The organism is Clostridium sp., assembly GCF_050717545.1.
GTDB lineage: Bacteria > Bacillota > Clostridia > Clostridiales > Clostridiaceae > Clostridium_AD.
This window is the reverse complement of sequence record NZ_JBOITN010000036.1, coordinates 89,665-104,192: the sequence shown is the minus strand read 5'-3', so window position 1 is coordinate 104,192 and position 14,528 is coordinate 89,665. Positions and strand designations below refer to the sequence as shown.

Below are 14,528 nucleotides of genomic sequence, written 5' to 3'. Positions count from 1 at the left end.
AATTGATAATTGTTATGTACTTATAAGGAATACAGGAGGGGTTACAAATGAACGACGTTATAACATTAAGTCACGGAAGCGGAGGACTACAATCTAATATATTAATTAATGATATATTTTTAAAATACTTTAATAATGATATTTTAAATCAGATGAATGATGCAGCCCAAGTAGATATAGATTTTAAAAGACTTGCTTTTACTACGGATTCTTTTGTAGTTAATCCAATATTCTTTAATGGCGGTAATATCGGTAAATTAGCAGTTTGCGGAACTGTAAATGATATAGCTGTAAGTGGTGCAAAACCCCTTTACCTAACCAGCGCTTTTATTATTGAAGAAGGCTTCTCTATTGAAAAATTAGAACAAATTGTAAAATCAATGGCAGAAGAAGCAAGTAAGGCAGGGGTGAAAATTGTAGCAGGAGACACAAAAGTTGTAGAAAAAGGTAATGTTGATGGGATTTTCATTAACACTTCTGGTATTGGTAGGATTTATGAAAATGTCAATATTAATTGTGCCAATGCAAAGGTTGGAGATGTAGTAATAGTAAATGGCACACTCGGAGACCATGGAATGACTATAATGTGTGAGCGAAATAAACTGGGGCTTGAAGGGAATTTAAAAAGTGATTGCGCCTGTCTTAATTCTTTAGTAGACTCGATGATTGAAGCATACCCGGGAATTCATGTTATTCGTGATGCTACAAGAGGCGGCGTAGCAGCAGTGCTTAATGAAATTAGTGAATCTAGCAATGTAACTATAGCCCTTGAAGAAAATAATTTACCACTTAAAGAAGAAGTAAAAGGAGCCACCGAAATGCTTGGACTTGATCCATTATATATTGCTAATGAAGGAAAACTTTGTGCTTTTGTACCAGAGGCATATGCGCAAAAGGTGCTTAATGCAATGAAAAAACATCCACTGGGCCTTGAGGCTACAATTATCGGAGAAGTTACTAGGGAACTAGGGAATAAGGTTTATTTAAACACAGTAGTAGGTGGAAAAAGACTAGTTGATATGCCATCTGGAATTCAGCTTCCAAGAATATGCTGAATTCTAGCTCCATTTCAATTTTTCAAGTTCATTGTGACTTCGATAGTAGTCATCATTTTTCAAAAGCATTTCAGGCGAGCACACATTTTTGACCATGCCATCTTCTAAAATAGCAACGGTGTCACAGTCGATCATAGATGATAACCTGTGAGTTATAGATAATATTGTGTGAGTCTGGCTTGCCTTTTGAAGTACTGATATAAAATTTCTTTCTGTAATAGAATCAAGATTTGCAGTGATTTCGTCAAGTAGTAGTATGGGGGGATCTGTAACTATTGCTCTTGCAATTGCAAGAAGCTGCTTTTGACCTTGTGAAAAAAGCGAATCGCTATTTACCTGAGTATCAATACCATTTTCGAGAGTCACTACATAATCAGTTAGGCCTACAAATTCTAGTGCATTTTCAATTTGCTGTTTTTTAATGTTCTCATCTAACAAACTAATTTGATCTGCAACTGTTCCGGTTATCATATGAAAGCTTTGGTTAACATATCCAAACATTTTACGCTTTTCAGAGTTTGATATGTTATAAACATCAATTCCATTTATGGTGACACTTCCATTAGAGGGTTTTAAAAATCCCATAGCAAGTTTGAATAATGTTGATTTTCCAACACCTGTTCTGCCTACAAAAGTAACTTTTTCCTGAGGATTTAAATGAAGGCTAATATTTTTTAAAATATCAGCATCTTTTTCATATTGAAAAGATACATCATTAAAGGATAGTCTTATATCCGCAGGGTTTGGAATAATATCTTCCGCTTTAAGCTTGCTACACGTGGTTTGGTCCTCGGGCACGTTATAAAAGTCATTTACTCTATGGATACCTGATACTGCCTGCTGAATGTTTTGAAGCTCCATACCAAGATTTTCTATAGGTGTAAATAAATTAGAGATTAACTCAATAGATGCGGCGACCATACCTAGTGATATACCCAAGTAGTTTAGCTGCCTAGAGGATAGTATTACAATAAAACCAATTACCAAAGCACGAGTAAGTTGGATGATTGGAGAGAATATAGAATCATAGAAATTTACTTTCTCTACGGTTTTGTAGTTATCTAGTAAATACTTTGAATAGTTGTTTTCCATGTAAAGCTCTTTACTGTAGGACTTAATCATCTGTACATTCTTTAAACTTTCTGAGATATGATTATTTACCTTGCCAACTATAATTCTATTTTCTGTTTGAGCCTTCAGCATTTTCTTTTGAAAAATCCGAGTAAGCGCATAAATAATAGGCAGTAACAGTAAAGTGGAGATTCCAAGCTTTGTACTGAATGTCCAGATAGAAACAACAATTCCTACAACTTTGAGGCAGTCAATCATCATTCCAATAATTCCACTTGTAAACATGGAACTTATGGCATCTACATCATTGGTAAACCTTGAAACAACTGCACCAGTTGGATTTGAGGAAAAGAACATGGCATTTATTCTCTTTAACTTTTCCATCATTTCAAGCCGAATTTCTTTGGTTATTTTTTGGCCTAAAATGGTAAGTACAGCATTTTTCATAAAATCAAAGACACCAATAAAGAGTAGTACCCCCATATAAATAAGTGCTAAGTTTAGCAGTTTATCACTGACTTTTGGTACAAGGATATGATCCACAATATATTTTAAAATTTGAGGAGGAATTAAACTTGCTATAACAACGCCACAAATAGAAAAAATCAATAATATATCAGTTTTTATGTTTTTCTTAATAACTTTAATAAGGGAACTTTTTACTAAGCTACTTCTCATAATTATCACCCCCAGTAGTTTGTAGATTATATATTGACTTATAAACCTCAGAGCTGTTCATTAGTTCATTATGCGAACCATAACCTACTGTTTTATCTTTGTTTAGAAAAACAATATGGTTAATTTGACTAAAAATAGCTAAGCGGTGTGAAATTAGTATAATTAAACTTTTTTTATAATTATTTTTAATATTTTTAATAATTTCCTCTTCTGTTTTCATATCGACTGCGGAAAATGGGTCATCTAGAATTATAATTTTGCTTTTATTTAAAAGCGTTCTTGCAAGTGATATTCTTGCTTGTTGGCCACCACTTAGGCGAGTTCCACTGTTGCCAACTAATGTGTTTTCTCCAAGAGGCATTGATGATAAATCAGCTTGGAAGCAAACATCCTTTAAAACTGAAGAAATATTTTGATCATTTCCAAGAGTTATGTTGTTATAAATGGTGTCAGTTAGTAATTGAGGATTATGACCGAGATAAGAAATCATCTGACTTCGCTCATATTCAGAGTAGTTTTTAAGTTCCTTGCCATCTATCATAACGCTACCAATATAAGGATAGAGTCCAAGCAGGGATAGCCCAAGTGTAGATTTACCAGAGGCAATGTAGCCAGTGATACCTATGATTTGTCCTTGAACTGCATCAAAGCTGATATTTTCAATTATATTGTCTTTACCATCTGGATAACGAAAACTAAAATTGTTTATTGAGATTTTTGTATTATCCATATTAATGCAGGTTGTGGTAGTTTTGCTTTGGTAAAAAGTGAGATAGGGTTTAATACGTTTCCATGATATTCGAGATTTTTGCACAGAATTAAATAAATTGGCTGCTTTACTTGCCTTAGTTGCCATAGTCGTGAACATAATAAGATAAGTAGAAAAGTTACCTACAGTCCATCCACCATTAATTACCTTCGTAGCTCCAAGGTAAATTACCGTGATTATTCCGATCATTGCAATAACATTATAAATTGGTTGCATTGAATTTTCTAGAATATTGGCTTTAATAGCTTTATTTTGCAAATCTGTAAGTTCTACATTATACCTGGCTAGATTCTGATCTTCCATGCCGTTTGCACGATAAAGCATAGCATTTTCAATGGTATCATAGGTAATACTAGCCACATAGCTGCTTTTGCTGCGATAGGCGATAGTGTACTTATAAATAATTTTTTTTAGTTTTTCAGCAAGTATCATGGCAACGGGAATAAATAGGCTAGATAGAACAGTTATTTTCACATCATAAAAAAGCATTGATATGAAATAGGAAGTCATAAGGACTCCAGTATCAAATATCTCTGTGGTAAATTTACGCATACCTTCAACGCATAGGTCAACATCAGAAATGGCCCTAGTCATTAAATCCCCCATATTTTCTTTATCTAACTTTTCGATGTTTTTATGCATTATGTTATTGTATATCATAAGCCTCATGGTAGCACTTGTACTATTGGCAAATCGTCTTATGTAAAAACGCTTAAAGTAGCGCATCAATTGAATTATGGCTATAAGAGCTACAAAAGTAATGGCCAGTTTTACTACAGAGGGTAAATCGTAACCTCTAATAATTGAATCTATTAACTTACCCTGATAAATTGGTCCAAGGATCGTTGCACTGTTAAAGGTTAAGCCGAATATAACAATAATTGCTACAACAAATTTTTCTTTTTTCCAGTAGTTAATAATTTTATTTGGATTTTTCATAGGCTTAACAGTAAGTTTAACCATAATAATTCACATCTCCTATATCTATAGGTAATAACTTCACTTCATTAATATAATTTACATATAAATAATATCAAAATATAGTAGATATATCAACTGAACATAAGGTTTTTTAATCCTATTTTAACCTTATGAATATATAATAAAAAATATGAAGAAACATGCAAAAAAACATTTTAATGAAATACTTCACATATATATTATAAAGATAGAATTATAAAATAATTAGGAGATAAATATGCATGAAGTTTCAATAATCCAGAGTGTAATTGAAATAGTAACAGACAAAGCAATTGAAAATAAATTAACTAAGGTTAATAAGGTATCCTTAAAAATAGGGGAGTTATCAGGTCTTATGGCAGAATGTTTAAACTTTGCATTTGATATATGCACAGTGGATACACTGCTTGAAGGTTCAACTTTAGAAATAGAGAAAGTCGAGGCAGTAGCTGAATGCACTGATTGCAAACACAAATTCAAAATAGATCATTTTAATAAACTTTGCCCAATTTGTAATAAGTTTTGCTTGAAAATTATAAGTGGATATGAGCTTTATGTAAATACTATAGAAGGAGATTAAAATATGAGTGAAATAAAGATAGTTATGAACATTCTTCAAAGAAATGATGAGATAACTTTAATAAATAAAAAATTACTAGATGATAAGGGTATTTATGTAATAAATTTAATGAGCTCACCTGGTTCGGGTAAGACTTCGCTGCTTGAGCGAATAATAGCTAAACTTAAAAATGATATAAATATTGCTGTAATTGAAGGAGATATTTATACTACGAAAGATGCTATGAGAATAGAGGCACAAGGAGTTCCAGTGGTCCAGATAAACACAGGAGGGGCTTGTCACCTTGATGCAGATATGATAAAAAATGCATTGAAAACATTACCTCTTGATAAAACTGATCTGCTAGTAATTGAAAATGTAGGTAACCTAGTTTGCCCTGCAGAATTTGAAATTGGCGAGGATATAAAAATTTGTGTCTTAAGTACCACAGAAGGTAATGATAAACCACTTAAATATCCACTTATGTTTGAAAAAAGTAGTGTTATTATTTTGAATAAGCTGGACTTAATAGAATTTACTGACTTTAATAAAAAAGAGTTTTATAAAGATATAAAGTCTTTAAATGCTAATGTTAAAACATTTGAAACTTCATGTGTTAAAAATCAAGGTATAGACGAAATATGTTCGTGGTTAATGAAAAAAATACAAGATAAAAAATAAAGGTTAAATAAATAGATAATATTTTAGAGCTTAGGAGGGGATATTTTGCATGAAAGAAAACTTATAAAAAATGCCATAGATGAAATCCATAGGGGTTCTACGAAAAAAATAAACTTTGTATGGATAGAGGCTAATGGGTGCATGGGAGATATAATCTCTTTTCTTAATGCAGATGAGCCGGATGTTCTTTATTTCCAAAAAGAAATGGTTGATTTAAAATTTAGCCCTAGTCTTATGCAAGACGAAGGCGAAGCTGCCTATGAAAGATTCCTAGAGGTTTTAAATACTGACTTTATATTAGGAGTAGAAGGTGCTATAACTACTATAGATGATGGTTTTTATAATATATTTGCAACCTATAAAGGCACGCGAATATCTACAGCGGAGGCTATTAAGTTAGCAGCCCAAAAGGCAAAGGCAATAATAGCTATTGGAACTTGTGCTTCATTTGGGGGGATATCGGCAGCGAGACCTAATCCAACTGAGTGCTTAAGTTTAGGAAAGTTCCTTGGACGTGACGTAATAAATATTCCGGGATGCCCTGCTAACCCTTTGTGGGTAATGGGAACTATAGCTAGTATTATTCTTCACAAGAAGGTTGAAATAGATGAAAAAGGTCGACCAATAATATTTTTTAAAGAAAGCAATCATACTAATTGCCCAAGACGCTCATATTTTGATAATAAAGTATTTGCAGGAAAACTAGGTGAAAAAGAATGCATGATAAAGGTTGGATGCAAGGGTCCTATTACAAAAGCTTATTGCCCACTTGGATTATGGAATTCGAGAATTAATTGGCCAGTAGAGGCAAATACTCCTTGTATAGGCTGTGCTAGTGAATTTTTCCCTGATGGTACTGAGCCTTTTGTTAAATATTAAATAGATTACAAACTAGAGGCTTATGATAATCAATATTTCAAATTTATCAATATGTGAGGTGATTGTGGTGACTACAAAAATAACTATAGACCCTATAACTAGAATTATGGGACCTTTAAGTATAGAAGTAGATATTAAAAAAAATAAGATAGTAGATGCTAAAAGCAGTGGTATACAGTTTAGAGGGTTTGAAAAAATGTTAGTAGGGAGGGAACCATTAGATGCTGTGTATTTTACGCAAAGAATATGTGGCATATGTTCCACAACGCATGGCCTGGTAGCAAGTTTAGCACTAGAGGATGCGTTAAAGGTAGTACCAAATGCGAATGGAGTAAAAATAAGAAATTTTGCAAATGGAGCTGAGTTTCTTCAAAACATTATTAGGCAAATTTGTATCTTTGTATTTCCGGATTATGTAGATATAACACAAGCACCGGGAAATCCAGGTTGCGATTTTAGACTTTCAAAGAATGACACAAAAAAAATAAATGAAGATTATATAAAGGCGATAGAATGTAGTCGTAAGGCTCATGAAATTATAGCGCTTATAGGAGGTAAAGTACCCCACAATCATGGCGTATTTGTTGGTGGAACCACTGCAAATATGGATGCTTCTAAAATTATAAGACTTAAATCAATACTTCATTCTATCAGTGAATTTATGTGCGAAAATATGGTTTATGACATAAATACTATAGCAAATTATTATCCTGAGTATTTTAAAATTGGCGGTGGTACAAAAAATCTATTAACCTATGGACTATTTAATGATTTTCCTAATAAAGAAATGCAGTATGTTTTGCCATCAAGTTATATTGATGGTAAACAAGCTGCTTTAGACCCAAAAGCAATAACAGAGAGCTCCACATTTTCTTGGTATAAAGATTCTAAACCTAGTGAAGTTCCATCAAATCAACCATCTGAAACAGATATTAAAAAACCGAAAGCTTATACATTTATCAAAGCACCTAGGTATAAAGGTCAGGTTATGCAGGTTGGTCCACTTGCTCGTATGATTTTATCAGGTTGCTATAGAAATAGTATATCCACTATGGATAGGCTTATGGCGAGGGTTCTAGAGGGGAAGAAGATATGTGAAAAAATGCTTATAATACTTGATGAAATAGAACCTATACCAGCAGTTCAGGAGAAATATATAATTCCAGATAGTGCATATGGAATAGGGCTTTGTGATGCTGTGCGTGGAGCTCTCGGGCACTGGATTACTATAGAAAAAGGTGTTATAAAGAATTGCGATATAGTTACACCTACTGCTTGGAACCTTTCACCAATAGATGAGCTTGGTAGACATGGGCCTCTTGAGAGTGCTCTTATTGGCACTGAAATTCAAAATATTAAAAGTCCTGTGGAGATAGGTAGAATAGTGAGGTCTTTTGATCCTTGCATATCGTGCGCTACCCATGTTAATACGCAGTACGGTGAGCCTTATTATATAAATATTAATTAAGACATTTTAAAAAGTATGTGGGCTATATTCATATACAATAAAAGGAGAATAGCAAAATGAGTTTAGCTAAAATCAATATTAATATGATAAATACTAATGAGGAAATCCATGATGAAAATAAAAATCTTTTCGATGAAGAAGGTATCTTTGTTATAAATTTAATGAGCGCTCCAGGGTCTGGTAAAACATCTATACTTGAAAAGTTAATCCCAAAGCTTAAAGATAAATTAAATATGGCGGTAATTGAAGGGGATATATATACAACTAAAGATGCACAAAGGATTGAAGTTATGGGAGTTCCAGTGGTACAAATTAATACTGTAGGGCCTTGCTATTTAGACGGAGGAATGGTAAGAGAGGCATCATTAAACTTTGATTTAAGGGAGATAGATCTTATTGTTATAGAGAATGTGGGGTGCTTAACGTCGCCTGCAGAATTTGAAATAGGTGAGGATATAAAGGTTTCTATTCTTAGTGTGGATCAAGGTAATGACAAGATTTTAAAATATCCACTGATGTTTGAAAAAAGCACAGCTATAATTCTAAATAAAATTGATTTAATTAATGTTACGAGCTTTGATAAAGAAGAATTTTACAAAGATATTAAATTAATAAATGATAAGTCTAAAATTTTTTTAGCATCATGTAGGTTAAATGAAGGAATAGATGAATTAAGTCAATGGATTTTGGATGAGGCACGAAAAAAGGTAAATAATTATTAAATAAAAATCCTGTTTATAACAGGATTTTTTTATTTAAAAGGGTGGGTAATATGGGTAAAAAAGTTATTGCTATAGGTAATAGATTAATGATGGATGATGCAGTGGCAGTTATAATTTTAGAAAAAATAGAAAATATTTTAGAGGATAATGATATAGAGGGTATTATAGGAGAAACAGATGTAGAATTTTGTTTCTCAAAATTAAATGAAGTAGATACATTTTATATTATCGATTCAACATATTATGGGAACTTGCCAGGTACTGTAACTTTTAAAAGTTTAGATGATATAAAAAAAATTGGATGGCAGAGTAAATCTATTCATTCTTTGGGTTTATTAGAGTTAATTAACATGTATAAACTCGATATTAAAGGTTATTTTATAGGAATAGAAATTGCAAATCTAGATATAAATATAGGGTTAAGCTATATCTTACAAGGAAAAATAGAATATATATCTAAAAAAATATTGAACTTTATTTTATAGATTCCAGTGCATTTATCATACTTTTTTAATTTTAAATTTACTAATCATAAGGTAAGAAAGAGCAAGCATTATAATAATAGTAAGTGGGAAATTATTAGGCGAATTTAAAGTTACTAAGGCATAAAGTGCTATAACCATTCCGGCCAAAGTGATAGGGATACCTGAGTAAACATTATTAAATTCAGAATTATTGTACCTCGCGAGTCTATATGCACCAGCTACAGGGTAAATCAAAAAACAAATATAACCTAAATAACCTAAAGATATCAAATCATGCAAATTAAACATTAGCAATGAAGGTGCAACGCCAAAAGATACTAAGTCAGCTAATGAATCTAATTCTTTTCCGATGTCACTAGATACTTTTAGAAAACGTGCTAATTGGCCATCATACCTATCCATAAGGGCAGCTAATAATATAAAGACCGCAGATAATTTATAATTAGCTTGAAAAGTCATTAATAAGGACAATAAACCGAAAACTAAATTGCCAAAAGTAAGAATATTTGGTATTGAAGACTTATTCACTAAACATCACTCCTAAAGTAATAAAATTTCATTAAAAAATTAAATATAATATTAACAGATATTTTATAAAGCATTATCCTAAGTATACATCATTTTACATCAATATTTAAGTATACAGAAATATTTTTTATTTTCTGGGGATTATAGAAAAATAATAGGCAAAATAAAAGAAATATTAATATTAATTTTTATTTTTGGATAAAATAAAAACAATAAATAATTTTTATTTAAAATTAAGAAATAAAGAGGAGGATTATAAAATGAAAGTTTCTGAAATTATGACTAAAGAAGTCATAAGTTTATCAGTAGATGATACAGTGCAGCATGCAGCTGAGCTTATGAAACAGTATAATATAGGATCAATTCCTGTAAACGCAGAAGATAGAGGGATAATAGGAATTGTAACAGATAGGGATATAATACTTAGGTGCGCAGCGGAAGGCATGGATATAAAAACGCAAACTGTTCGTGGTATTATGACTTCAAATCCAGTAGCTTGCGATGAAAATATAGATGTTAATGATGCTGTTAGAATTATGAGTGAAAGGCAGATAAGAAGATTACCAATAACTCAAAGTGATAAGTTAGTAGGAATGGTTTCACTTGGAGACTTAGTATTAGAACCAAACCTTCGAGAAGAGACAATAGATGCACTTGGGGAAATTTCCATCCCATCCCAACGTAGTATCTAATTATGTAAAAATCCACAAGAAAGTCAATCTTGTGGATTTATTTTTAAAGAGGTATAATGTACAGAATAATGCAATAATATTACATGACCGTAAATAATTATTTAAACGGGAAATAGGAGAGAATGTTATGAATAAGGTGAAATTTATTTACAATCCATATTCTGGAGAAAACACTATAGCATCAGATTTAGATACTATAATAATGATTCATCAAAAATATAAACATACAATAGTTCCATATAGAATATGCAACGAATACCCTATTTCAGATGCTTTTGAGGGTGTTGATAAAGGTTACAAATATGTCTTAATAGCTGGTGGAGATGGTACAGTAGATAGTGTAGTTAATGAGATGAAAAAAAGGAATATTGATTTACCTATAGCAATTCTTCCAACAGGTACTGCAAATGATTTTGCGAATTACATAGGAATGTCCCATGATATTGAAGAAGCTTGTAATCAAATATTAACTAGTAAAGTAAAAAAGGTGGACCTGGGTAAAATAAATGATAAATATTTTATAAATGTAGCAAGTACAGGTTTATTTACGGATATATCTCAAAATATGGATACAAATTTAAAAAATACTATAGGTAAGTTGGCGTATTATGTAAAGGGAATAGAACAATTACCTAATTTCAGAAGATTGAGAATAAAAGTTAACTCTGATGAAGTTTTTTTTAATGGAGATATGTATTTGATGTTAGTGTTTAATGGACAAACTGCAGGAAATTTAAAGTTTGCATATAATGCCAAAGTGGATGATGGACTTTTAGATGTAATTATAATTAAAGCTGGAGTTATGAAAAATATTTTAAGCATTTTTATCAAAATGCTACGAAATGAGCACATAGAAAATATAGAGGGTATTGTTTATTTTAAAACTAATAAATTAGAAATAGAATGTTTTGAAGATATTGTTACAGATATAGATGGGGAAAGAGGACCGGATTTTCCACTTACTATAGCATGTGAAAAAGCTGGATTATCTATATTAGGAACTAAAATAAAATAATATAAGCATATTTACAAGGATAAATTAATAAATATTAACAGTAACAATTTTAGGGAGAGTATATTAGTGAGTATATATTTTTTACTACTGTTAATAATGTTTTTATTATTGTATCAAGGCATAATATCTAGTATGTTTTATGCGCCTAAAAAAATTCAGATCATTAGTCTTATAGCTTTAATTATGATGAGTGCTAGATACATATCTTTAGTAATTCTGTTTGTAGTAAATAATCAGAACTACTTATATTTATTAAAATTTGGTATAAATACAAATATTTTGTGTCTACCAATATTTGGTGTTATATCAATTTTTATATTTGCCAAAAATAATAAAATTAAACTTATGAGACTTTTAGTTATCTGTAGCATTTTGTGTATAGCCTATGGAGTTGGGGTGTACAAATCATCTGCCAATATCAATATATCAAACATTTGTGGATACACTATAGAATTACAATTTAAAGATTATTATTATGTAACGCTTGTTATAGTAAATTCTATTTTTATAATTAGGGGTATAGAGCTTTTTTATAAAACTTATTCCAGCAAACTAGGCGCTTTATTTATAATAATATCTTCCTGCGTTACATTAGTATCGGTGATTTTAACTTCCGTAAATTCAGATTTTGCATGGTTATTACTAGGAGATATTTCTTGGATTATAACTGTGAATTATGGGTTAATAAAATTTAAAAAACGAAGTCATAAAAAAGCGAGGCACTAAAAAAACATATACGGCTATAGGTTAATCTATAGCCGTATATGTTTTTTTACGTTTACCCTTGTCTTGTTCTAGGGCTATGTTTTGTACTAGATTTAGGTCTGCTTTTAGCATATGATTTGGTTGATGACTTTGAAGTTGGTTTCAAATTACTATTAACATCGGTCTTCACAGAGGTTTCAGGTGAGGACTTTGAGGAGGATACTTTAGATCTCTTTCTCTTAGAAAATTTAGCATTTGACTTAATAGGTCTTGGTGGTATTAATGACTTTTTATCAAAACCAATTAAATCTTCTCTATGAGCTTTTATTAACGCTTCTTTTACAATGTTATAGTTATCTGGATTTTTAAATTGCATAAGAGCTCTTTGCATATTTTTTTCCTTTTGATCTGTTGGTACATAAACCTTCTCCCCTGTGAAAGGATTAAACCCAGTATAAAATATTGTAGTTGATAAACTGCCAGGTGTTGGGTAAAAATCTTGAACTTGTTCTGGAGTATATCCCATTTCTTTTATATATTCTGACAATTTGATTGATTCCTTAAGGTCGCAACCAGGGTGGCTTGACATAAAGTAAGGAACTAAAAATTGATTTTTATCTAAATTTTTATTTGTTTCATTATACTTTTTAACAAAACGATCAAAAATTTCTTGTTTTGATTTGCCCATCTGGTCCAGTACCTTGTCACTTATGTGTTCAGGTGCCACTTTTAATTGACCACTAATATGATGTTCACATAGTTCTTCAAAAAACTTAGGATTTTTATCATAAATTAAATAGTCATATCTTATTCCAGAACGAATGAAAACTTTTTTAATGTTTGGAATGACTCTAACTTTTCTTAATAAATCCAGATATTCAGTGTGGTCGATAATAAGATTTTTGCAGGGCGCTGGGAACATACATTGTTTATCACGGCACACACCAACTTTTTCCTGAATCTTGCAAGCCCTATGTCTAAAGTTTGCTGTAGGCCCGCCAATATCATGGATGTATCCTTTGAAATTCTTTAAAGTAGTTAGAAGCTTCGCTTCATCTATTATTGAATCTTGGCTCCTATTTTGAATAACTCTACCCTGATGAAATGTTAGGGCGCAAAACGAACAGCTACCAAAACAACCTCTATGGCTGGTTATAGAGAATTCAACTTCAATTATTGCAGGAATACCACCTTTAGCTTCATATATAGGATGGTAAGTTCTAGTGTAAGGTAAACCATAAGTTATATCCATTTCCTTTTGAGTTAAAGAAATTTGAGGAGCATTTTGAACTATATATCGATCATTATGCTTTTGAACTACTGTTTTCCCTCTTATATCATCTTGCTCTAAAGATTGCAATTTATAACTTTGGGCATAGGCCTTTTTATCTGTGGAGACTTCTTCAAAAGAAGAGACCTCTACGAAATCCTTAAGCTTACTAATGTCTTTTGTTGCATAAACTGTTCCAAGCAGACTAGTCATTTTATCTATCTTCATGCCATATTTGAAAAGATTAGCCATTTCAACTATAGTTCTTTCTCCCATACCATAAATTAATAAATCTGCTTTAGCATCAATTAATAAACTTCTTCTTACTTTATTATCCCAATAATCGTAATGCGCAAAGCGTCTAAGACTTGCTTCTATACCACCAATTACAATTGGAACATTTTTAAAAGCTTCCCTTGCTCTATTACAATACACAATTATAGCCCTATCAGGTCTATGACCTGATTCGCCACCAGGTGAATAAAGATCAGTGTGTCTCTTTTTCTTTGCAGCGGTATAATGATTAACCATAGAATCTATGTTGCCTGAATTTATTATAAACGCATATTTAGGTTTTCCAAGTCTTCTAAAATCATCCGCATTTTCCCAATTGGGCTGTGCTATAATACCAACGCTAAAGCCTTCATGTTCTAGGGTTCTTCCAATTATAGCAGTTCCAAAGGATGGATGGTCTATGTATGCATCCCCCGTAATTATTATAAAATCTAATTGAGATATATTTCTTTCTTTTAAATCATTCATGCTAATGGGTAAAAATTGCTTGTTTACTATCATATAATCCTCCTGAAAGACTAGTTGAACCTAGGTTCACTAGTTGAAATAAAGTTCAATGTTTTGCGTTAACCGTATTTATTAATATTAACATATCTACTGATAAATATGAACTATAAAAGTTTATATTTCTTGTTTATTATAGCTTGTTTATTATATATTTGTTATAAAATTTTGAAATTTAAATGTAGAAATCTAA

General features: G+C 31.4%; 14 protein-coding genes. 10 read left to right on the top strand and 4 right to left on the bottom strand.

What is annotated here, in order from left to right:
- Window positions 1–47 precede the first annotated feature (47 nt).
- Entirely contained in the window at window positions 48–1,055 is a 1,008-nt protein-coding gene (gene hypE / locus ACREVX_RS12650) for a hydrogenase expression/formation protein HypE (protein WP_431544537.1), read from the top strand.
- A gap of 3 nt (window positions 1,056–1,058) precedes the next feature.
- Here the strand turns inward: hypE and ACREVX_RS12645 are convergent, their stop codons facing one another.
- Both ACREVX_RS12645 and ACREVX_RS12640 read right to left on the bottom strand, forming a co-directional pair.
- The gene (locus ACREVX_RS12645) at window positions 1,059–2,804 is read right to left on the bottom strand and encodes an ABC transporter ATP-binding protein (RefSeq protein ID WP_431544536.1); all 1,746 of its coding nucleotides are present in this window, start codon (window positions 2,802–2,804) and stop codon (window positions 1,059–1,061) included.
- Window positions 2,794–4,536, bottom strand: coding sequence for an ABC transporter ATP-binding protein (locus ACREVX_RS12640; protein ID WP_431544535.1), 1,743 nt, complete (start codon window positions 4,534–4,536; stop codon window positions 2,794–2,796). Before ACREVX_RS12640 ends, ACREVX_RS12645 begins: the two co-directional genes overlap by 11 nt.
- 235 nt (window positions 4,537–4,771) lie before the next feature.
- Here ACREVX_RS12640 and hypA point away from each other — a divergent pair, with 235 nt between their 5' ends.
- The 6 genes from hypA (at window position 4,772) to ACREVX_RS12610 (ending at window position 9,327) form a co-directional block, all read left to right on the top strand.
- Complete coding sequence (gene hypA / locus ACREVX_RS12635; RefSeq protein ID WP_431544534.1) at window positions 4,772–5,113, top strand: hydrogenase maturation nickel metallochaperone HypA; 342 nt, start codon at window positions 4,772–4,774, stop codon at window positions 5,111–5,113.
- 3 nt (window positions 5,114–5,116) lie between these two features.
- Window positions 5,117–5,773: a hydrogenase nickel incorporation protein HypB gene (gene hypB / locus ACREVX_RS12630; RefSeq protein ID WP_431544532.1), complete on the top strand. Its 657-nt coding sequence runs from the start codon at window positions 5,117–5,119 to the stop codon at window positions 5,771–5,773.
- 45 nt (window positions 5,774–5,818) lie between these two features.
- Window positions 5,819–6,652, top strand: coding sequence for a hydrogenase small subunit (locus tag ACREVX_RS12625; RefSeq protein WP_431544530.1), 834 nt, complete (start codon window positions 5,819–5,821; stop codon window positions 6,650–6,652).
- A 67-nt stretch (window positions 6,653–6,719) separates the two neighbouring features.
- Window positions 6,720–8,120, top strand: coding sequence for a nickel-dependent hydrogenase large subunit (locus ACREVX_RS12620; protein WP_431544529.1), 1,401 nt, complete (start codon window positions 6,720–6,722; stop codon window positions 8,118–8,120).
- Between the two features lie 56 nt (window positions 8,121–8,176).
- The gene (gene hypB, locus ACREVX_RS12615) at window positions 8,177–8,842 is read left to right on the top strand and encodes a hydrogenase nickel incorporation protein HypB (RefSeq protein WP_431544527.1); all 666 of its coding nucleotides are present in this window, start codon (window positions 8,177–8,179) and stop codon (window positions 8,840–8,842) included.
- 50 nt (window positions 8,843–8,892) lie between these two features.
- Window positions 8,893–9,327 (top strand): hydrogenase maturation protease, encoded by a 435-nt coding sequence (locus ACREVX_RS12610; protein WP_431544526.1) that lies wholly within the window; start codon window positions 8,893–8,895, stop codon window positions 9,325–9,327.
- Window positions 9,328–9,342: 15 nt separating this feature from the next.
- Here ACREVX_RS12610 and pssA read toward each other — a convergent pair whose 3' ends face one another.
- Complete coding sequence (gene pssA, locus ACREVX_RS12605; protein ID WP_431544525.1) at window positions 9,343–9,855, bottom strand: CDP-diacylglycerol--serine O-phosphatidyltransferase; 513 nt, start codon at window positions 9,853–9,855, stop codon at window positions 9,343–9,345.
- 260 nt (window positions 9,856–10,115) lie between these two features.
- Between pssA and ACREVX_RS12600 the strand changes: the two genes are divergently transcribed.
- From ACREVX_RS12600 to ACREVX_RS12590, 3 genes are all read left to right on the top strand, one after another.
- A complete protein-coding gene (locus ACREVX_RS12600; protein WP_431544524.1) occupies window positions 10,116–10,547 on the top strand; it encodes a CBS domain-containing protein in 432 nt (143 codons plus the stop codon).
- Window positions 10,548–10,674: 127 nt separating this feature from the next.
- Window positions 10,675–11,562, top strand: coding sequence for a YegS/Rv2252/BmrU family lipid kinase (locus tag ACREVX_RS12595; protein WP_431544523.1), 888 nt, complete (start codon window positions 10,675–10,677; stop codon window positions 11,560–11,562).
- Between the two features lie 66 nt (window positions 11,563–11,628).
- Complete coding sequence (locus ACREVX_RS12590) at window positions 11,629–12,288, top strand: hypothetical protein (protein WP_431544522.1); 660 nt, start codon at window positions 11,629–11,631, stop codon at window positions 12,286–12,288.
- 52 nt (window positions 12,289–12,340) lie between these two features.
- Here the strand turns inward: ACREVX_RS12590 and ACREVX_RS12585 are convergent, their stop codons facing one another.
- The gene (locus ACREVX_RS12585; protein ID WP_431544568.1) at window positions 12,341–14,329 is read right to left on the bottom strand and encodes a YgiQ family radical SAM protein; all 1,989 of its coding nucleotides are present in this window, start codon (window positions 14,327–14,329) and stop codon (window positions 12,341–12,343) included.
- Between the last annotated feature and the right edge of the window lie 199 nt (window positions 14,330–14,528).

What these genes read in the sequence shown, in the direction of transcription:
- hypE (WP_431544537.1), top strand. Translation starts at nt 48, where the DNA reads ATGAACGACGTTATAACATTAAGTCACGGAAGCGGAGGACTACAATCT.
- ACREVX_RS12645 (WP_431544536.1), bottom strand. Translation starts at nt 2,804, where the DNA reads ATGAGAAGTAGCTTAGTAAAAAGTTCCCTTATTAAAGTTATTAAGAAA.
- ACREVX_RS12640 (WP_431544535.1), bottom strand. Translation starts at nt 4,536, where the DNA reads ATGGTTAAACTTACTGTTAAGCCTATGAAAAATCCAAATAAAATTATT.
- hypA (WP_431544534.1), top strand. Translation starts at nt 4,772, where the DNA reads ATGCATGAAGTTTCAATAATCCAGAGTGTAATTGAAATAGTAACAGAC.
- hypB (WP_431544532.1), top strand. Translation starts at nt 5,117, where the DNA reads ATGAGTGAAATAAAGATAGTTATGAACATTCTTCAAAGAAATGATGAG.
- hypB (WP_431544527.1), top strand. Translation starts at nt 8,177, where the DNA reads ATGAGTTTAGCTAAAATCAATATTAATATGATAAATACTAATGAGGAA.
- ACREVX_RS12610 (WP_431544526.1), top strand. Translation starts at nt 8,893, where the DNA reads ATGGGTAAAAAAGTTATTGCTATAGGTAATAGATTAATGATGGATGAT.
- ACREVX_RS12600 (WP_431544524.1), top strand. Translation starts at nt 10,116, where the DNA reads ATGAAAGTTTCTGAAATTATGACTAAAGAAGTCATAAGTTTATCAGTA.
- ACREVX_RS12595 (WP_431544523.1), top strand. Translation starts at nt 10,675, where the DNA reads ATGAATAAGGTGAAATTTATTTACAATCCATATTCTGGAGAAAACACT.